This window comes from Clostridia bacterium, from assembly GCA_036562685.1.
Taxonomy (GTDB): Bacteria; Bacillota; Clostridia; order Christensenellales; family DUVY01; genus DUVY01.
The window spans coordinates 1-22170 of record DATCJR010000051.1 but is presented as its reverse complement, the minus strand read 5'-3'; the positions used below and the strand labels follow the sequence as shown (position 1 = coordinate 22170).

At 34.5% G+C, this 22170-nt stretch carries 13 protein-coding genes; all 13 read right to left on the bottom strand.

Annotated features, from left to right (window positions below; all coding sequences use genetic code 11):
* Positions 1 to 61: 61 nt before the first annotated feature.
* Positions 62 to 2005 (bottom strand): beta-galactosidase, encoded by a 1944-nt coding sequence (locus VIL26_02240; protein HEY8389764.1) that lies wholly within the window; start codon positions 2003 to 2005, stop codon positions 62 to 64.
* Between the two features lie 33 nt (positions 2006 to 2038).
* On the bottom strand, positions 2039 to 3775 hold the full coding sequence (locus tag VIL26_02235) for a sugar-binding domain-containing protein (protein HEY8389763.1): 1737 nt from the start codon (positions 3773 to 3775) through the stop codon (positions 2039 to 2041).
* Positions 3776 to 3788: 13 nt separating this feature from the next.
* Entirely contained in the window at positions 3789 to 5960 is a 2172-nt protein-coding gene (locus VIL26_02230) for an alpha-galactosidase (GenBank protein HEY8389762.1), read from the bottom strand.
* 61 nt (positions 5961 to 6021) lie between these two features.
* The gene (locus VIL26_02225; protein ID HEY8389761.1) at positions 6022 to 6972 is read right to left on the bottom strand and encodes a carbohydrate ABC transporter permease; all 951 of its coding nucleotides are present in this window, start codon (positions 6970 to 6972) and stop codon (positions 6022 to 6024) included.
* A 3-nt stretch (positions 6973 to 6975) separates the two neighbouring features.
* A complete protein-coding gene (locus VIL26_02220; GenBank protein HEY8389760.1) occupies positions 6976 to 7929 on the bottom strand; it encodes a sugar ABC transporter permease in 954 nt (317 codons plus the stop codon).
* Complete coding sequence (locus VIL26_02215; protein ID HEY8389759.1) at positions 7929 to 9836, bottom strand: hypothetical protein; 1908 nt, start codon at positions 9834 to 9836, stop codon at positions 7929 to 7931. The genes VIL26_02220 and VIL26_02215 overlap by 1 nt, the downstream gene beginning before the upstream one ends.
* Positions 9837 to 9890: 54 nt before the next feature.
* Entirely contained in the window at positions 9891 to 11855 is a 1965-nt protein-coding gene (locus VIL26_02210) for a glycoside hydrolase family 3 C-terminal domain-containing protein (GenBank protein ID HEY8389758.1), read from the bottom strand.
* 186 nt (positions 11856 to 12041) lie between these two features.
* Positions 12042 to 14393, bottom strand: a complete 2352-nt coding sequence (locus tag VIL26_02205; GenBank protein HEY8389757.1) for a hypothetical protein — start codon at positions 14391 to 14393, stop codon at positions 12042 to 12044.
* Between the two features lie 59 nt (positions 14394 to 14452).
* Positions 14453 to 15493 carry a hypothetical protein gene (locus tag VIL26_02200; protein HEY8389756.1) on the bottom strand — a complete coding sequence of 347 codons (1041 nt, stop codon included), beginning with the start codon at positions 15491 to 15493 and terminating at the stop codon, positions 14453 to 14455.
* 12 nt (positions 15494 to 15505) lie between these two features.
* On the bottom strand, positions 15506 to 17422 hold the full coding sequence (locus VIL26_02195) for a family 43 glycosylhydrolase (GenBank protein ID HEY8389755.1): 1917 nt from the start codon (positions 17420 to 17422) through the stop codon (positions 15506 to 15508).
* A 19-nt stretch (positions 17423 to 17441) separates the two neighbouring features.
* Complete coding sequence (locus tag VIL26_02190) at positions 17442 to 18422, bottom strand: SGNH/GDSL hydrolase family protein (protein HEY8389754.1); 981 nt, start codon at positions 18420 to 18422, stop codon at positions 17442 to 17444.
* A gap of 523 nt (positions 18423 to 18945) precedes the next feature.
* Positions 18946 to 20232: a glycoside hydrolase family 18 protein gene (locus VIL26_02185; protein ID HEY8389753.1), complete on the bottom strand. Its 1287-nt coding sequence runs from the start codon at positions 20230 to 20232 to the stop codon at positions 18946 to 18948.
* A 128-nt stretch (positions 20233 to 20360) separates the two neighbouring features.
* Positions 20361 to 22070 (bottom strand): AIPR family protein, encoded by a 1710-nt coding sequence (locus tag VIL26_02180; protein HEY8389752.1) that lies wholly within the window; start codon positions 22068 to 22070, stop codon positions 20361 to 20363.
* Positions 22071 to 22170 lie beyond the last annotated feature (100 nt).

Here is a 22170-nt window from a genome sequence, read left to right as displayed (position 1 = left end):
AAATTATACATCCCTTATTGGTTGATTACAATAAAATATTGTCTTATTTAGTACACATCCACTAAACATTTTGCAATACAAGTACTTGATAAGGAAGAACTTTTACTTTTCCTTTAAAGGTTTTTCCTGTAATCAAATCTTTATATTGTTGTTTTAGCTGGATATAACCAATTTTGTTTTCTACTTCGACAACGATAATAGCGTTTTGTTTATCGCTACGCTCTGTCAAAATAACATTTTTGCTCGCTTTAGCAATAGGCTCAAGATTAACAAGCCTTAACATATCTTTATGTCCGATTACGCTTCCCACAAGAATGACCTTGCCCTTTCCGACCTTTCTTTGAGTTATTATCGAAAGCCCTGAAAATTCTTCATTGGAATATGTAGCTAAGCTAATAGTGCCAGGCAAAAGCTCATAAGCATCATAGCACATGGATATTGAACATTCTTTTCCATCATTCCATTTCGCTCTAAATACGTTATTGTCAATAGGCTTTTGATATTTAGTATATACGCCGCAAAAATCTTCCAAGAAAGAATAAGGGGCATGGGTGTACTTACTTACATTACTATCCATAATATCTGACATAGGACCAACGATCCAAGTACCGCCATTTTTTACCCATTCTATAATTCTTTCCTTTAATCCATTCTCATCTACAGTTGCAAGAAAAGGTGAAATGACAACATCATAGCCATCTAAGCTATGGGGTGTATCAATAAGATCAACGTTATAATGCCTAAAAGCGTCATAAAATTTATGAATAAGCGTCTCTCTGTAATTCAAATTTTTCAAAATAGGCGCTGATTCAAAAATGTTTAAAGCGGTTGTTGAATAATGAATAGCAATCTTAGATTTAATAAAGCTTTCATTTAGCATTGAAGCGCATTTTTTAAACTCTTGCCCTGCTTTTTTGACTTCATCAGAAACTTTATATTGTCTGCCGGCAGAAGAAAACAATGCGCCATGAGCCAATTCATGACCATTAGGATGAGTGCGAAACAACCAATAAAGATTCATTTCAGCGCCCTTAGCGATAGGAAGCCAGGTATTTGCATAGCAGTTACCTTGAGGACGATAACCGTTTTCGGCATACTCACTGCCATTCCAACCGACCTGAGTTTCAATTACCCAAAAGGGCTTATCTTTTACACATCGTAAAAAATCATAAGCAAATGCAGTGAAAGGCAAATCCTTGGCAGGATTGTAATGATTATATTGAACGACATCAAGCTTTTTATTGACATCATAATATCCCAACGAATTATGCGCCATCATATTTGTTCCTACATTAGGACAATTATAACTATGCAATATGTCGGCTTGTTCATCAATATAGGATATAATTTGTCTATATTGGAAGTCCCGCCATGCTTTTCTTAAAGAGGGGTGTCTCCATTGCGAAGGATAAGGCGGTTGTATATCATCAAAACTTTCATAGGTAAGAGACCAGCGTGTCATTCCCCATGCCTTGTTTAAATTATCTACTGTATCAAAAATATCTTTTAGATATTCTCTAAAAGCCCTCTTGCATTTTTCACAAAAGCAACCTTCATCATAAGGATAAATTTCATTATCTATTTGCCAGCCAATAACACCTGGATGACCTGCAAAAACCTTAGCCATTTCAGTTACAATAATACGATTTTTTTCTCGCATTTTTGGAGATGTTTTGCAGGTATGACAACGTGAAGAAACATCAACATGAATCAGGTCACTTGCAATCCTTCTTGTTTCATCGTATTTATTTAATAACCATCGCGGAGGAGTCGAAGTAGGAGTACACATTATAGTATAAATTCCATTTTGGTATAGCTGATTCACTATTTTTTTCAACCAATCAAACTGAAATTCACCTTCTTTGGGTTCCATGTTTCCCCATGCGAACTCGCCGATTCGTAAAGTATTAATACCTAAACTTTTGCATCTTTCAATATCTTTAATTACTTCACTTTCATCCCACATTTCAGGATAATAAGCTGCGCCCAAATATATCTCTTTCATATATCTATCCTAGAATTTTTTCTTCTTTAGTGATTATTTATTTTCAAAAATTTTCTTTAATTTTTCCACTGAAACTTTTGGCCTTCTGTCTGCATACAGCAAACCATTTACTTCCTGCTGAACATCTGTAAGTTGCGTATAGCAAAAGCCTTGGAACCTGCATGAATAAACGCCTTTCATTATAGATTCAAGCTGAGCAAGAAATTCATCTTCATTTGCCAACGCCTTGCTATATCCCCATGCATCTCCTTTCTTGTCTTCCAAAAAAGCACGTCCGCCAAATTCGGTCAGAAGAACAGGCTGACCCTGATAATCTTCTTCCTGAGCATATAATGCAAAACCTTGGGGATGCATACCTTTAAATTGCCATTCATGATATTTTTTAAAGTGCTCTTCCTTTTCGCTATCGTAGTCATGAATACCTAAAATATCTGTCGGATTGACAACTTCAAATCCATCATTAGAAGAAACTAGTTTGCCGTCATCCATCGCCTTGGTGATATAGTATAAAGAACGGACAAAATCTCTTTGAGCTTTGTTTGAAAAGACTTCTCTTACACCCCAGCTTTCGTTAATAGGAAGATAACATATATTGGATGTAAAGTTCTTGGCATTATTAACAATCTCCTGCCATTCGGTCATAATAGCTTGAGTTTCCTTATCATTATAATTATACGCAGAAGGCATTTCACACCAGGTTACATAACCTAGTTCTTCTGCATAATAGTAAAAATAAGGGTCCTCAATCTTTTGATGTTTTCTTGCGCCATTAAAGCCCATAGCTTTTGCTAATTCTATATCCTCTTTCAATGCCTCTGCACTGGGCGGTGTAATGCCGCTTTCATTCCAATATCCCTGATCAAGCACCAAACGCTGATAAAAGGGCCGGCCATTTAAATATATTGCTCCTGTTTCGCTAACAGAAACTTTACGAAGTCCAAATCTTGTATGAGCCAAATCCAATACTTTATTGCCTTTTAGCAAAACAAAATCTACATAAATTAATCGTGGACAGTCTTGCCACCAGGATAAATCTTCTAAAAAGCTTTTTTGCAATTTTACATAATATTTATTAAATTTTTGATTTATTTTGACTGTCTGTTCTGCTCTAACTTTGCCTTCAAAAGTTGCAATAATTTTTAACGTATCAGCTTTTCCATACAAAGTAGTGATATCGCCATAAAACGCAGTGTTATCATAGTCGGAAAGCAAATGATATTCATTGATGCAATCCCCTTTGAAAAACTCTAGCCACACACTTTGCCAGATACCTGTATTGGCAACATACCAGCATCCGTATGTTTTACCAGTCCAGCTTTGTTTTCCGCGAGGTTGATCATCTTCTAATCTGTCTTCACAACGAACGGCCAAAAGATTTTCGCCATTTTTTACAAACTTGGTAATATCACACTTAAATTCGGAATATGCACCTTTGTGATTGAGTACATGAATGCCATTAACCCAAACATCTGCAATATAGTCAACGCCATTAAAACACAAAAGCACATTTTTATTTTGATTTTCTTTTTCTATAAAAAATGTTCTTTTATACCATACGATATCATGAACTGTCTTATCATTAATGCCGCTTGCTTCGTACTGATATGTGAAAGGAACATTGATTTTTTTGGTAAATTTTTTACCCAAATAATATTTTTTTACTACGCCTTCATCTTTATCGTCAAATTCAAAATCCCATTCTCCATTAAGATTTTGCCAATTGTCTCGTCTGAATTGAGGGCGAGGATATTCGTTTCTTTCAAATCTCATGCCAATTATTACCTCATTGTTTTACTTGATTGATATGCCACGTCCAGCTTCCGCAGTCCGGAAGTTTGGGCAATATAACGCCAAGACCGCTTAGAACTTTTCCGCTTGCAGTGATGTTAAGTTCTTCGATGCAATAGACCAAATTGTCGTCCAAGCCATATAGTTTTAACACGCGATTATGGTCGCAAGGATCGCCACGGAAACGCTCGCCTACAACGTAAGCGCTTAATTTGTCCTTAGCAACAACCATTTCGCAAAAATAGTTTTCTGTAAAAGGACTAGAAAGACGATATAAATCTCCTTCCAAAATCAGCTTATCTATCTTTTTGTAATTTTTGATTTGATCAACAACAAACTTTTTTTCTTCTTCTTTCAGTTTACTTAGATCAAGCTCATATCCTGTTGCGCCCAATGATGCAACTGCGCCTCTTGTTTCAAAAGGCGTTATACGTTGAGTCTGATGATTAGGGCATGCCGAAACATGACAGCTCATTGAAGAAAGAGGATAGCACATCGAGGTACCCCATTGAATTTTGGTGCGTTCTAACGCATCAGTATCATCGCTTGTCCAGATTTGAGGGAAATAATACAACATTCCTCCGTCAAATCTGCCGCCGCCGCCAGCACAGCCCTCAATAAACAAATCAGGAAATTCTGAAGTAATCTTTTGAGCAAGCGCATAAACACCAAGCATATAACGGTGTCCTAGTTCTCCCTGTCTATTGCCAAGCCATGCGGAATAATTTTCAGTTATATCTCTGTTTTTATCCCATTTCATATAACTTATATCATTTTCACGCAAGATTTTGGCTATCATCTGATAAACGCCTTCAACTACTTCAGAACGAGTAAAATCAAGGACAAGCTGATTGCGTCCTCTGCAAGGCTCAACTCCTTCTTTCTTTAGCGCCCAATCAGGATGAGTTCTAAAGAGTTCACTGTCTTCAGAAATCATTTCGGGTTCAAACCACAAGCCAAATTTCAAGCCTTTTTGTTTGCAATGCTCAATGACAGTTTTTAAACCGCCATGCAATTTTTTTTCGTTAACAAACCAATCGCCTAAGCTTGTTTTGTCATTATCTCTTTTTCCAAACCATCCGTCATCCAAAACAAAAGTATCTACTCCAAGCTTGGCTGCTTCATCAATGATTTCAAATAATTTTTCATTATTAAAATCAAAATAAGTTGCTTCCCAGTTATTAATAACGATAGGACGAGAACGATTGACCCATTTGGGATTAATAATATAATCACGCCAAAAATCTGCAAAAGAACGAGACATTTCGCCCAGTCCTTCAGACGAATAGCAAAGTGCGGCTTGAGGCGTTTCAAAACTTTCCCCAGCTTTTAATTGCCATTCGAACATATAATCGTTGATTCCGCCTTGTACTCTTACAAGCTCACTGTTATGTTCTTCTACTGTCATGGCAAAATTGCCGCTGTAAATTAAAGCAAAGCCATAGCATTCGCCCTGCTCTTCCATGCAGCCATCTTTAACTACAGAAATAAATGGATTAAGCTGATGTGAAGAATAACCGCGATTAGAATCAATTCGTATAGTTCCTTGTCCCACATCTGTCATAATGGGATAACGTTCTCTTGCCCAACGTCCTGCCAAACGCATAACGCTGTATTTGCTGTTAGGCAAATCAACACAAAAAGAATATGCTCTTTTAATATTTAGTTTCTGATTACCATCATTATGAATTACAATATTGCGCACCAGAACATTGCTCTCATCTGATACGCTATAATTCAAATCCAAATATGTATCCGAAAAATCATCTTTTAATGTTATTGTCAAGGTCTGCTGTGTATGACGAATGCAAGGCATACCTTGAAGTTTTTTTACACCATCTTGAATTTTATATGAAAAAAACTTGAATCGGCTCATTGCTGAGCCGTCTTCACGCACTGAAATTACTGTTGCCTCATGAAAATCGCCTCTGCCGTAACTTCCAATCTCAGCAAGCATACCATCTGTTGCCATATCTATATTAAAATCATCAATTCTAGGCGCAGTTGTAATGCCATAATAATTGACCAAATAGGTCAAATCTGCTTTATCTATCTTTTTGCCAAAATACAAATGCTGAATATAACCAGACTGCGTAACATGCAAAGCATAGCTATATTTTTTTCCACTTAGAAGAAAACCGTTATTTTTTTGATCAAAAATTATCATAAATGCCTCTATGTATTTAAAATTTTTGATGTTAACATTGTACTACTTTCACATGTCAGCATTATTCTTTTCCACCGCCGAAAGAAATGCCTTCGATGAAAAATCTTTGGCAAAACAGATATAAGATAATTAATGGCAACATAGCCATAAGAGCAGTAGCGCATTGAAAACCAAAATCATCTTGACTTACAGAAAGGTAGCTAATAAGCTGCTGCATTGATAATTGTAATGTCCACATTGTTTCGCTTTGATCCAACAAATACAACAATGCACCAGAATAGTTATTGTATCCACCGACAAATCCGAAGATAAATTGAGCAATCAAAGCAGGCTTAGACAAAGGAACAACTATTGAAAAGAATATTTGCCAAAAGTTCATTCCATCGATCCTTGCAGCTTCAACAATTTCTTTATTAATACTGTCCAAATAAGGTCGAAGAAAGAATACCGTACCTGCACTAGCAAACAATCCAGGTACAAACAGTGGAAAAAATGCTTTTATACCTTCAGTCCAGCCGATATTTTGATAAAACATATAACTTACAAAACTAAATGAACCTACTGGTATAAACATTAAAGTAGCATTAATCATAAATAATTTTTTCTTTCCAGGAAAATCATATTGCCAATAACAATAAGCTACCAACAAGGATTGAAATAATCCTGAAAAAAGTGGAATCAAAGTAATCCACATAGTATTTATGAATCCTCTAAGCAATGATGGTATGCCATCAACTGCAAAAGGATCATCCATAAACAAACGCTTATAATTTTCAAAAGTGAAATTTTTGGGCCACCAAATATAATTTGTAGCATCCATATATTCAGCATTAGAAGTAAAAGAGGTTACTAAAATTATGACAAATGGCGCCAGAATCCAAATAGTATATAAAATTAATATTGCATATATGATTATACGCCAAGGAGAAATCACCTTTTTGGCTTTCTTAGGTTCTATTCTTTTTTCGTTCAATGAAAGCTCATATGAACGATTTAATGCTTGAGCTTTCATATTTTATTCCTCCGAAACTTTATTTCTTGCACGAATGACAAAGAAAGAAACAGCAAAAGTAATCAAAAACAAAAACCAGCTCATTACTGCTGCATATTCCATTTCGCCACCTTGCACACCCTTTAGATAAATGTAATAATTAACAGTCAGACCGACGTCATTAGGTCCTGCAACGCCTGTCCATTGAATTGGCGCCAAAATAAGAACACTGTCAAACACAGCCAAACCGTTAATGATACTTGCTAAAAGCAAAAACAAAGTAACCGATTTGATACTAGAAAGGGTGATATGCCAAAACTTTTGAAAACCATTGGCTCCATCTATAGCAGCTGCCTCATATAAAGACGGGTTTACATTTTTTAACGCTGCTTTGAACATGACAATACCGTAAGAAGGCGCTGACCATACGATTGTCGCATAAACGCACCATATCAAGCGAGTAGGCTTTTCCACGTCATTGAGCCAGTTGATTTTAGTACCTAAAATCGCATTTAAAATGCCCAAATCTTCTGAAAATACCCATTGCCACATGATAGCTATCGCTACTGTAGAACAAATATATGGGATAAAAAAGATGACTTGCATCGCTTTAGCAAACTTAACCTTTTGATCCAGCAAAACAGAAATGATTAATGCAATGAGCAAGGTAACAAATTGTGAAGATGCCAACCACAAAGTAACACCCCAAGATTTCCAGAAACGCTGGTCACTGAAAACAAGCTTGAAGTTTTCAAAATTATTCCATGTCATTGTTGTCAAGTCATTGTTTTCCATATTTGTAAACATGGATATAAAAGAAAGAACAACAGGAATGCCATTAAAGACAATAAAGCTGATAATGGGAATAAGCACAATACATAAACACATAATGTTTATTGGCTTCCATTTTCTTCCCTTTTTTAATGCTTTATCTTTGATTGAAAAAGCATCCCTGTTGATTTTTGCAGTGATTATCATTAACGAATCCCCTTAATAACACAATACATATTATTTAAGGCTTGTTTTGCTTGGTCAGCTTTTTTATCGAGAAATTGTGTCATTGTTTCGTTGCCTCTGCGCAACACATTGTTAAAGTCGTTTGCCCAATCAGTAACCCATGTGCCATTTTCAAAATAGCCCCAGTCGCCTCTGCCTGCATTATAAGCCATTTTTGCTACAGCATAGTAATTTTTCCCTTTTGTAAGAGTGGTGTTATATGCATAATCTTTACTAAATAAAATATCATATGCTACAGGTGTTATAGTTCCTGCATAAGCAAGATATTTTTGTCCTTCAGTTGCTACCCAACTAATAAAGTTCCAAGCAGCCTGATATTTGTCAGGATCAGAACAAGCAGGGATTACCAAAGCCTGAGAAATACTAGCAGAAGTCTGATTTCCTACAATGGGAGTGCCGTCAACTACTTTCAAATCTCCGGTATATACTTCTCCATCATAAGTTTCACCGATAACTTTCAAGTATTCATTTTCAAAACCAGATTTACCGTCTTTTTGATAAGTGCTGCCGCCTTCATATTCTCTGTAAGTTTCGCAAACAGTAATGTTAAAATCGCTAAAATATTTGGATTGGCTCTTTTCTACAATAGATGCAGGATTACCTCTTACCATAGCCACCTGAGCGGTATTAAATAAGTTGTCTGCATTGCTTGTCTCTGGAGTTGCAACACCATATCCATAATAAGTTTTTCCACCGGATGTATCTACCATTTTAGTGGTTGCAACCTGCAAAGAAATATATTCCTTTACTGCATCATATTGAGAAGGAATAGCATAAACACCATCCATGGTAGCAATATCAGCCTGATTTACCTTATCTTCATATTTTACAATTTCGCCAGCCATATATGTTTTGCCGTTGATTATGGTGTTATCCTTGGTAACAATATAATTTGCTGATTTATCCATCAAAGTAAAATCATATTCAGTACCATCAAAGCCCATTACATCCCCGCCGACCGACCATCCATAGTTAAACCAATATTCACTGACAAAACCGTATGTAGATGAAGAAGAACTATTCCAGCCTTTTGTAAAATATTTCAAAAGATTTCTTTGCTCTTCCCAGTTCATACCGATGCAGTTGTTAAATACTTTATAGACTGTTTGTCCTGCCAAATTCTCAGATGCAATTGCTCCTGAAAAAGGCGCGTGTTTATATTCCGCATATCCATGAGGCTTAATAGAAGAATTATTTGTCTTATTGTATTCATCCAAATCTTCTTCAGGTATTGAAATGATATTAATGCCCTGTTCTTTAAATATTTTTTCATTATACCAGTTGAGATGTGCAGCAGCGCCATAAGGAACACCTAAAAGGCTTTGTCCTTCACCGATTATGTGCTTTTCTTTGCCGGCGCCTTGTTGTGCATTTTGATTGTATGTCATCGAAAACCAATTCAAAAGATTTTTATTGATTGTATTCTTTTGAAAATCCTCATCTGCAGCGGCATATGAAGATAAATCCAAAAAATAGCCGTTAGGAGCCTTCTTTGCATCTCTTTTTATAGCAAGTGTCTGAAAAGCATTTTGGCTGTCATTAACAGCTACTACATTGTATGCGTAATTGCTGTTCTTAATAAAGATGCTGGCAGAAGGGCTTGAAGCATTTGCCTGCATCTTTGCAGTTACATAAACATGATCTTTCGTATATCCTACGCCATCGTTATATGCTTTTATCAAATCCAGCCAAGCCTGTTGAGATGTTGAATTTGCATCACATAAAAAAGTAATCTCTGTTCTATTACCCTTTTCCTTATCACCTACATTGGAACCTCTTGAACCGCTAGAATTGCAAGCTGTAACACTAAAAGTAGTGGAAACAATTAAACAAACTGCTAAAATAGTTTTTATGATTTTGTTTCTCATAATCTTTTCCTCCTAGGTATATTGGCTTTTTATGTTTGCTTAAATATACTCAAATTAATTTATTTCAATCTTCTTATTTAATAAAATATTATTAACACTAGCCCCAACTTGAATCTCAAATACTCCAGGTTTTACATACCATTCATCTCTGGAAGTTGACCAGTAGGCAAATGCCATTCTGTCAAGAGTTAATTTAACATGTTCTGTTGAATGAGCCTTAATAAAAACCTTTTTGAACGCTTTTAATTCCTTGTAAGGGCGATATACTTCACGGGTAATTTCATGTACATATACCTGCGCAGTTTCTTTGCCGTCCACATCAGAAATATTCTGAATATCAAATTCGACATCAATATTGTCACCGCTTTGGGTTATTTTCAAATTCTTATATTCAAATTTGCTATATGAAAGTCCAAAACCAAAGGGGAAAAGCACAGGAACATTAAAGGTATCAAAATAACGATAACCGACATTTAGTCCCTCGCTATAAACAATGCATGCTTCATCCTGATAAGTATTCACAGCGGGAACATCTTCTAAGCAAAGAGGAAAAGTTTCGGTAAGTTTTCCACTAGGGTTAACTTTACCAGTCAACACTTCGGCAAGCGCCTGATTGCAATATTCACCGCCATAACCAGCCCAAACAACAGCATCGACTTCATCAATCCAATCACTCATATCAATGGCTGATCCGGCATATACAACAACAATTAACTTTTCGCTAGATCTCGCCAATGCATGAATTGCGATTTCTTCTTCACTTGTCAAGCGGATCAGCTGTCTGTCCATTCCTTCAAATTCACAGGTACTAGGATTGCCGACACAAAGGACTGTATAATCAGAAAGCGCAGCAGCATGAACAGCTTTTTTCAAATTGCCGACATGTGCTTGATGACCTGTTACTTCCCAAATAGATTCTACAAACTGAGCATCAACGCCTTGATTTTTTAGAGCTGTTTCCAAATTCTCAAACTGACGTTCAGGATAAACGTTAGAAGAACCGCCGCCAAAATAATAACGAAATGCAGAAGCCCCGGTAACTAACACCTTGCCGCCTTGCATGGGAAGAGTGTCCTTATCGTTCTTTAAAAGAACTATGCCTTCACGCTGAACATTCAATGCAACCGCACGACGTTCTTCCAATGTCATATCTATTTTGCGAAGTTTACTTTCTTCTTCACATTTCTTAGAAAGTTCAATAACTTTTTCCGCACTTTCATTAAGCTTTTGCATATCAAGTTTTCCTGCCCTGCCTTTTTCAAGCATTTCTTCTTGATGTGCTTTGTCATACGGCATTTCCAAATTGCAGCCTGCATTCAGACTGTTTTCTGAATCTTTTACCGCTTCCCAGTCAGATACAATTAATCCATCAAAACCAAATTCATTTCGAAGAACATTATAAAATTTTTTGTGTTCAGACATTCTTACACCGTTAACTAGGTTATAAGAAGACATAACCGTCCAGGGTTTTGCTTCGCAAGCAATCTGGAAAGGACGCAGATAAATTTCCCGTAGTGTTCTTTCATCTACTTCCATTGATACCCATTTTCTAGAATACTCACTATTGTTGCAGCAAAAGTGCTTTAACGAAGTTCCGACATGTTTTGCCTGAACACCTTTGATGTATTCTCTAGCCATAATTCCGGCAAGAATAGGATCTTCAGAAAAATATTCAAAATTCCTGCCGTTTTTTGGATTTCTTTTTATGTTTACACCCGGTCCCAATATTATATCAACTTTTTGTTCGATACAATCATTACCGAGACTATATCCCATTTTATAAGACAAATCAGTATTCCACGTATGAGAAAGCATTTGTGTGGAAGGATATGCTACTGATTTTATACATTCATTTTGTTCTGATGTATTACGATATAAAGGTTGACGAAGCCCTATTGGCCCGTCAGACATCAAAAATTTATATAAAGCGCCGTTTGCATCATCGTTACTCCAAAAATCGGCACCCATAATAAGTTTTATCTTTTGTTCTGTTGTTAAAGTCTGCAATAAATTTTTCATAAGTTCAAAATCCAATTTCTTTAGAATTTAAGAGCTAAAAATTTTGCCTTCAGGCGGAGAAAATTTTCTCCGCCTTTTGGCCTTTTCCTTGGTACCCCTTAGCTAAAATATATTAGCTATTTTTCTTTTGTTTTATCTATAGTTCTTATACTATAGCTCTCATCTGTTTTTACCTTAATACCAAAGTTAATCTATCTGAAGCGCTGCTTCAAGAGTTGATCCATATGTGAGGTTGTTTACTGTAATAGTTACATCAGAACTACCCCAGCATAGCCAGTTGCCTAATCCGATAGCGGTAATGCTTTCATCAGGATCAGCATAGAAATCTGAACTCCATGTTGTGTTCAAAACTTTTCTTACATTATCAGGTGAAGTACCCATATAGCAAGAAAGCATACCTGTTTCAGCATCATAACCAAAGCCAAAATAAACGCCATCACCTGTCATAAATGCATTATATTCATCGGTTTCTGTTCTGAAGTCTTCAATCCAATGACGATTGCCACCATCTGTAGCAAATGCAGGAGATATTATTTCATTGCCTTTTGTCCAAAGATCCATATAATAGGTTTTTCCGCCAATTTTAAAGCTAATAGCAATACAAGCTTCACATTGTGGACCTTCTGTACTTGCATACTTTGCTTTGTTTTCTCCATCAAGAGAAAGCTTGGTCATAACAAAGCCTGAACCAGGCAATTGGTCTATTTGAAGCCATTGATAATTAGCATTCTTAGTATCATTAGGTTTGTAAGTAAATGTACCTGTTGCAAAATCTGCAGTGACAACAGCTTTGCTGTTGGATTTAAAAGCATTAGTTAAATCAAGAATTGCGCTTCCATCTTCCTGAACAATAATTTTTCCAAGATTAACTGTAATATTGTTGAATGTTGTATAAACGTCCCATTCACCTGTCATCATATCTTCAACAACAACTTGACCTTCAGAAACCACACCTGTCTTGGTAAGATCGCCTTGTCTGAAGGTAAGTGTAGCACCTTCTGCGGCAGAATCACTTGTCAAAGTAATTGTAGCATCTACTTCTTTATATTCCACAAATTTTATCCTAATATCAACATTGTCCAAATAATAAGCATAGAAGGAATATACATTGTCAACTATTTTATTGTCAACTATTTTTGCAGTTACATCTTTACCATTGACATAAACACTGCCCAAAATGTAATTTGCGTCAGGCTCAACGGTCAATATTATCTTATCACCAAAGGTGTATGATTCTTTATCCAAAGTTGCTGTACCGCCGGTAGAATCAACGTCAAGATTTACTGTTACTTCAGGAATATACTTATCTATATCAGTTTCATAATTGAATTTGAAAACTGCAACTTCGCCAGGGTTATTTTTAGAATCTACTAATTCATAGCCATAAATACCTATATTAGTCTTTTGGTTAGCCAATTCATCAGCGATGTATAAAACATTACCGGTAAACTTACCGTCAACATAGATATAAATTTTTGCGCCTTGACGAACAAGAGTAAGAGAGAAAGTTCCTTCTTCATATTTTGCAAGTTCTTCTTCAGTCAACATATTATCCTGATAAATGGTTTTGCCGTCTTTATCATAAAGCCACCATGTATTGCTTCCAGGCATATATGTTTGATATGCTTCTGAATAACTATTGCTCCAAAGATAATCATGAGAAGTTTCGATTGCGCCAGAACGTTTTATCTTTAATTGAACATATTTATTGCCAAACATGAAGACAATGCCCTGGCAGCCTGCACCACCTTCATCCTTGGGTTGATTATTGCTTTTCTTTACATATAATGTCATTGCGACATCATCAAAGCCTTCATTAGATTTTAAAGCAAAGGAATCGCGAGTTGAAGAAATATAAGGAATGCCACCTTCATCAATATTGAGAGATAAGCCCTGGGCAATATAATCATCATTCCACATGTTTATGATGTTGGTAAACATCTTATAGTTCAAAACTATGCCATTTGAACCGCCAATAACCGTATTAGTATCTTTCTCAACTTGGATAATGGTTGAATAAGTTTCATAATATTCTTTAGTTATGGTTAAGGTATATTCTTTGCCTACTTCAGCATTAGAAATGGTAAATTCGCCTGTTGTTTGATTATAATTAACCACAACATCGTCATCATCGATTTCTACATTTACTCCAGTATAATCAGTAACTTCTTTTCCTAATTTGTAAAGTTTTACCTGACCGGATGCAGTGCTATAAAATTTAGGTTCCGAAGCACCGCATTCGCATTTTCCATCAACGAAAACATGCTCTTCTTTTTCACTTGTTGCACCACATTCACATTTTTTCCAATGGCCTTCATTATCATATTGCCATATAGTATAGTTGTGTGCTTCTTTTTCAGATGTTGCGCCATCATTGGCTTCACACTCTTTCCAATGGCCTTCATTATCATATTGCCATATAGTATAGTTATGTACGTGTGTTTCAACTGTCTTTTGTTTACAGCCAAACAATATAACAGTTGACAAAACGCAAGCAATGCATAATATAACTAAAAGAATGCTTTTCGCCTTTTTCATCTTTAATTTTCCACTCCTTTGTTTTTATTATATTAATATCAAGTTTTCAATCACTTGTATTAATCAAAATCAATATCAATCGTCAAATCCTCTGTAATATTGCTTAATGTTAATGTATAGCTACCGCCTGAAGACTTAAGATTAGATTTGTAATCAATACCATTAATAAGTAATTTTGAAATTCCAGCACCATTTACTGTCTTTATAACAAAAGTAGTTTCTTTTTTAAGGGCATAGGGCAATCCGTGTTTTTCTGTCACTGTGCCTTTTCCACTGCCGCCATAATTTACTGTGAAATCATATGCGACTAAACCATTTTTTCCAAAATAAAAGAAACTGCTAGGCGTTAGCCATGAGCTTGAAATATAATTTTGTGACCACCATGACCAATATCTGTCCATGTTCAAATCTGTGCCATTATAATTGAAAGAAAAGATATGCACAGGATCAATGCCAAAAACCATTTCATCTGGATTAGATACGTCGTATCCAGAATGCTCTAAGAATGTATAAGGGAAAAAGGCTTCGATATAATACCCAGTGCATTCTGTTGTGTTAATTTTCCCGCCAATCAAATTAGAAGCGACAATGGGCATTTTATCATAAGTAGTGCTTACATCTACAAAGCCATTCAAATTTTGTTTAGCACTATATTGACCATTTGCCAAAAAGTCAAATTCAAAAATTCTTTGTGCATCACTAGGATCAGTTGCTAATCCCATATACATTTCTATACAGCTGTTTAGATAGCTAGCTCTGTCGGGATTAACATAAATATTGGTTCCATGTTCTTCTACCTTTATGCCAAAATAAACGCCTTTTTGACCATACGACGTCGTAAAGTAAATATCTGCATATTGCTTTGCGTTTGCGCGATCAACGCCAATTAGCCAGCGCGAATTATTCCAACGAGCTTCATCAAATTTTCCATCAATTATCATACCTTCATCTAATTCTGCAGTAGCAGGAAGTTTGTTTGTAAAGGTATATACATTTTCATCCTTAATAATTTTGACTTTGCCGTTAGAACAACCAAACAGTCCCGCCAAAAGCGTCAATGTACATATAGCGAAGATTAAAAATTTCGATATCTTTTTCATTTTTCCCTCCCCCTATGCTACTTTGCCAAGAATACGAATTTCTGAAATACCTACTTCTTCTTGGCCCTCGGGTACATCTATTGTTATCTTTACAGATTGAACATCAATATCATAAAATTCAACAAAAGCACATGAGCCCGACATAATATAAGTTATTTCGTTTACATCAAGTTCTGAAAAATTGCAATAGCGATTTACATCAAACTTGACATCGCGGATAACTCTGGTTGAGCCGTCTGCTAATTTTAATTCAATTTTTGAAATGTTTCTAAAAATACTGTTTTCAAAAGCAGAATTATAAACCATTATTGCGCGAATTGTACGTGCATTTTCAAAGTCAAAAGTAAAGGTAGCTTGTTTTGAAATATAAGCTTCGCGTATATAGCTCATGAAAGTATCATTTGCCGTTTTATGGACTGACAATAAACCATCATTTACACACTCAATCTCTGTGTTTTTATCAGTACATGTTACTGTTGCCTGGTCTGCAATATTTTTATAACCGCTATATGCTGCAGGCAAAGGCTGAATAGAATCTGTAGGACCATTGACATACGGAATATCCATATCATTGCCAAAAATATCTTTAACAGTAATCCATTTTACTTCATCAACAGCAGTATAACGATCATTACCGCCGGCAAGATAATTGGTATGACGGTGATAAATAATGTAAAGCTGATCACCTAATGTTGCAAAAGAGTGATGTCCTGCTCCAGAAATGGATTCACTTTCAGTTGTAGAAGAACAAAGAAGTAATCCGCCCTCTTCTTCTGTAAGCTTTCTGAATGGTCCGAGAGGACTTTCTGAAACTGCCATACCAACTTGATAAGTGCTTTGACCATAATCGTTTACCGAAAAAGTAAGATAGTAAAGGCCTTTTCCATTAGCATCAGTATGATAAATTACATAAGGACCTTCGTTACAAGAAGTAATTTCATAGGATACGCCTTTATTTTTTCCTTCTCTCCAATCTTGAACAGTATGATATCCATTGACTACTGCATAGGTTGCAGTAGACCAATCTGGAGAAAGCCAGTTTTTCATCTTTACAGCAAGAATGATATTCCAACCCCTGTCCTCTGCCTTAAAATAGAGATATTTATCTCCGCTTACAGGATCGACAAAAGGATGGGGATCAATTGTTCCAAAATAACCAGCATCGGTGATATTGCCATAGATACCTACACCTTCTTTTTGCATTACTTTAGAAAGCTCATCAGGAGCAAACAAGCAATATCTTGCAAAATAATGAGGAAATGCTGCCTTATAGTAAGTGTTGCCTTCTTTTGTCCATGCATTATTTGCCAATTCACTCTCATCTAATACAATTCCAGATTTAGTATTTAATACATGCATATTTTGGGCACCGCAGCTATCGGCATTCCCAAAATCAATTAAAGTGAAAGGACCTGCAGGACTTGTTGATGTGGCAACATACATGTTATACAAGTTTCTGCTGCTGACTATACCCTTGCCTGTTGAAAAAGAATTATCTGCAACAGGTGTTGCACTAAAGAACATATAATATAGTTTAGTGTCTTCATCATAAATAACTTCAGGAGCCCAAACGTTTGAATTTGTAATTTTTAATACATCTGAAGATTGTTTTTGATAAAATGTAGGGCCAACATTTTCCCATTCCGCCAAATTCTTTGAACGCATTGTGTGAAATGCACCTAGTGTAGCATATAGATAATAGTAGCCGCTACGCGCAGTATCATCCAAAACAGCAGGATCAGGACCCCCTTGTTTTATACTATTTAAATAGAAAAGTTCTTTGTTATAAATCATCATTCCATCAGCATCTGAATCTTGACCTTGATAATTTGATAACTCATATTCTACCGTTGCAGTGCAAGCAGTAAGACTGATAGCGATAACGATGAATATGGATAACAATGCTAACAATGACTTAAACTTTTTCATCATAACCTCCTTTGATTTTTTATTTCTTAACAATTTCACAACCTGCGTTTTCAAGGGCGTCTGTAAACACTTTGTATTTTTCAGGTTTGAGATGAACTCCATCACGAAGCATATCTGCTGTAATCTTTGAACAAGTATCAACGCAAGTTATCCAATTATATTGTGAACACCATTGTTCTATATAGCTGTTTGTCTCATTGACTTGAGAATAATAAGCAGTGTCCTGACGCTGAGTAATGTTTAACCAATAAATCTTGCTTGCTGGATAGCTGTTGTGCATATACATAAACAACCTAGTCAAACTATCTTGCGTTTCTTCCACTAAGTCATGAGCATCATAGAAATTATTTGTGCCGATATGAAGAACAATGTTTTTAGGTGCTATCTGACCAATTACTTTTGAATAAATCGCTTCCCAATGATAAGACGTTGTAGAACTAATGCCAGCATTTAATACTACTTTGTCTTGAGAATAAGCTGCCATATATTCTCCAATAAAATAATCATCCATGAAGCTGTCGCCAATGAATAATGTAGTATCTGAAGTAATAGCCTTACATTTTTCTGCACGATTTTCTACAGAAAAACGAGATGTATCAAATAAAGAATAATATGGATCATCTTTATCTGAATATTTAAAATATTGAACTTCTACTTGAAATACTGTTGAAAAATGTTCAGAAGAAGCTTGAACATTAATTGATTCACTCTTTCTTTTTAAGGGCGTTACAATGTTATTAGATATATTGAGTTTTGTTGTATCATAAGTATAAGTTAATTCTTCAGCTTTTTCGGGAAAGCTAAAGACAGGATTGATAACAGCAAAAGTCGTATTTTTGTATTCATTAATACATACTTTTATATTCTCAATAGAAAGAGTACCATAATCTTGTTCTGGATCGTCATTATGAGGATTAGCAGAATTATTACATCCAAAAAGCATTATGAAATTAAGAATAATAACTACTAAAAGAAACAAACTTTTAAATTTTGATTTCATTTTTCACCCCTTAATTTTTTTCAAGTCATCAAAGCTATTTTACAAATCCATAAAGTTCAAATAATTTTCTTAAAATAAATAATGCTGTCTAAAAAATACTTTTTATTTAAAATGAATAAATCTATTTATTAAAAATAGTTAATAAAAGCAAAAAAGGAAAACATAGTGCCGCAAAATTTTTGGGCGGTTTGTTTTACCGTTTTATTAAAAAAAGTTATAATCAAAATCTTTTTCATTTTTTTCTTTTGTTAAAATCAATTTTTCACATTAACGTTATATCATACATTAACGTTAATGTAAAGAGGTTTGAAAAAAATTTTTTATAAAATTACTTAAAAAATAATGCAATAAATAAAAATTTTCAAAAAAAGAGACGTTTTGAAGATAAACTAATAATTAACTTATCTCAAAAAAAACATATCTTACTATTTTTGGTGAGATCTATTTTTAATTCAATCAGAATTATCCATTATGATCTATTTATTTATTTTATTAAAAAGAGACGCTTTAAAAGCGTCTCTTTTTATCTTTTTACAACGTTAAAATTTTCATCTATTAATAACCAGTTTTGAGGAAATGGAAGTCCCAGCTTCCAATAGCTGATACCACGCAAACCTAATTCTTTTATTAAGTCAAACTTGGCTTGTATGCTGCGCGCATCTTCAAACCATACTTTATGTTCTCTGCCTTGAGCATCAAAATAATTAAAGTGAGGCGCCTGTGCAACCTGATCAAAAAGTATTTCAGCATTATTATCCCTTGCCAATAAAATAGCTGTCTGCGGACTGACCGCACGAGCAAATGGTCCGCCCTGAACAAAGGGTAATGTCCAGTCATAGCCATATAGATTTTGTCCCATCAAAATTTTATTGGCAGGAATTTCAGTCAACGCATATCTAAGCACTTCTTCAACCTTATCAATAGGCGAAACTGCCATAGGCGGGCCGCCTGAATAACCCCATTCGTATGTCATTATGACTACAAAATCCACTATTTGACCTATCGCGCCATAATCATGCGCTTCGTACCATTGCCCTGTTTGTTCTGCGCTGGTCTTAGGAGCGAGCGCTGCTGAAACAAGAAGACCTTCTGCATGAAGCCTGTTGACTGCTCGGCGCAAAAACTCAGTATAAAGAACTCTCAAATCTGGCGGCAAAAATTCAAAATCAAAATGTATATCTCTAAAGCCTGTGCGTCTTGCCTCAGCGATGATATTATCAAACAACAGTTCTTGCACCGCAGTGCTTTCAATTATAGAACGCCCTAGTTCTCCGTTAAATTGCCCTTCTTCTATATTGGTAACCACCATCATAAGCGTGTTACCGTTTTGCCTTGCAATTTCGGGTATTCCTTGAATAGGTGGAGGATTAAGAGTTCCATCACGATTAACCCTATAACTAAATGTTGCAAGATAAGTAAGTCTTGGAGCAGCTTCTCTTGCATCTGCTAACAGGCTTTGACTTGGCGCATTGCCCATGGGTTCGATATAGGCGTTGACCTCGGCACTTACTTTAGGAAAAGGCGGAATATACAATCTTAGCCCTACAGGCAATGGTTGAGAAGGGTTAATACGATTAATTTGTGCTAATGTAAGATAATTGACGTTAAATCTGCGTCCGATAGACCAAAGACTGTCGCCAGGCTGCACAAAATAATATCTGCCCGTAATAGGTATAACTATAGTCTGCCCTACTACAAGGCGCTCAGGATCAGGAATACGATTGGCATTGACAATATCGTTGACCGAAGAATTAAACGTCCGCGCTATAGCATAAAGCGAATCCCCTCTTTGAATCGTATAAATTTGCATTTAGATTTACCTTCTTTTCTTTTTACTACTAAAATACTATGCGCCAAAATTTGCAAATATACGAAACAAGAAAGGTTTAGAAAGCTTTAATTCACCATTAATTTTAAGTAAAATTTTGATATCTTTTTTTAGTTTTGAATTACTTTTTGGATATCATCCATTACTCGAGATGATTTAAAATATGATTGATCAACATATTTTTCGCCCTCACGACTTTTAGCTATTTGTACTGATTGATCAATTATATTTTTTGCATTGTCATACAAGCTAAAAATTTCATTGCAATTTTTATAATTTAATTCTATATTATTTTTTTTTGCAAGTTCTTTTAATAAATACAATATATAATAGGAGCAATAAAGAATATAAGATTTTTTTATATAAGGAATAGTGTTATCATCTATTAATTCTTTCTTTTTATTTTCTATTTGTGATAGCAATTGATATGGCAATAATAAATAATCCGCTGTAATATCTTCATGAAAAATTTGCTCATATTTATCGCCAAAAATAAGTCCTTTAGCATTTTTTGATTCTCTTGGCATGTCCAAATAAAAAGCTAGCATTGCTTGTCCTGCTTTTTCAGCATCTATTGTATTTTTATCAGCAATAATTTGTGCTTTTCTTAAATACTTAAATCCTTTAACTTTTAGCTCTTCTTCTAATTTTTCTTGAACAAAATCTATCGATCTAATATCTCTACTTTTAACAGGATTTTGACTATTTGTATATTCTGCAATTTTAACACTTTTAGTCCTGTCTTTTAATTCATAAATTCTACAAAGTATGTCTATATCTTTAAGATATTTATAATTTTCCTTAAAAACATCGAAAAGCGCATGCAAAGTTTGACAACCGTTTACAACTTGAAATTCATTTATTGATATTAAGCTAATTTTGAGTGGAGTACAAGAAAATGATTTACAAGTAATTGTAATACCATTATTATAATAAAAGAAATTAAATCTATCCTCAGATCTAGCTGTATTGCAAATTGTTTTATTAATTCTTCCTTTTGCTTTTTTATATACTCTAACATTATCATAAAAAACATCTTCATTAATTTCTATTTGATCATAAAAAGTATCTTCTAAATCAGGATCCATTCGATAATTTTCATTAGTTGATATCATCCTTATTAAGTCTAAAGCATTCACAGACACAATTAATGCTTTTATATCTCCAACACTACATTTAACAAAAAACTGATCTTTATCGGCTCTAAATTTAGCACTAGGAATTTTAATATTTTCTCTTGTTGCAAGTATAACAAAATCGTGTAAAAGATATTCTTTTATTTCAATATTATATTTTTTTAACTCTATATTTAATCTTTCAAGTTCCGATTTTTCTAACCCTGAACAATAATTACTGCATAAATATAACTTCACGGATGGCAAATTAGCTTTTTTAGACTGCCACAATGACCATATTTCTTGAGTAAATTGCTTTAATCTATCATTTATGTTTTTTAATCCTTGTTTATTAAAATTATATAAGCAATCAAAGTATTTTAATATTTTATCAACTTCTGAAGATGGGAAATTAGAATTTTTAGATTTATAAGGATCTTCAGTGTATTTCATATTAAAAAAATAAATATTATCATCATCTAAATAAACAGCATCAATACCTCTATCATGTCCTCCAGGTAATGATTGAGTTTTCAAAAAATAATTATCAGTTATACTTTCAGAAATATCATCATTAGACAAATTAAGAATCTTATTTAAAGCAAAATAATAAAAAGCATTAGATGCAGTTTCCATATTAATTGCATTTTTTATGTTTTCTACACTTGAATTAATTAAAGAAAAACTTGAAAAATTAAAATACATTTTAATACTTCCTTTTTTATAAATAATTATTATTAATTTTTTACATATTTTAACATTAAATTGTAAAAAACACAATATTTATACAAGAATAGTTAAGAAG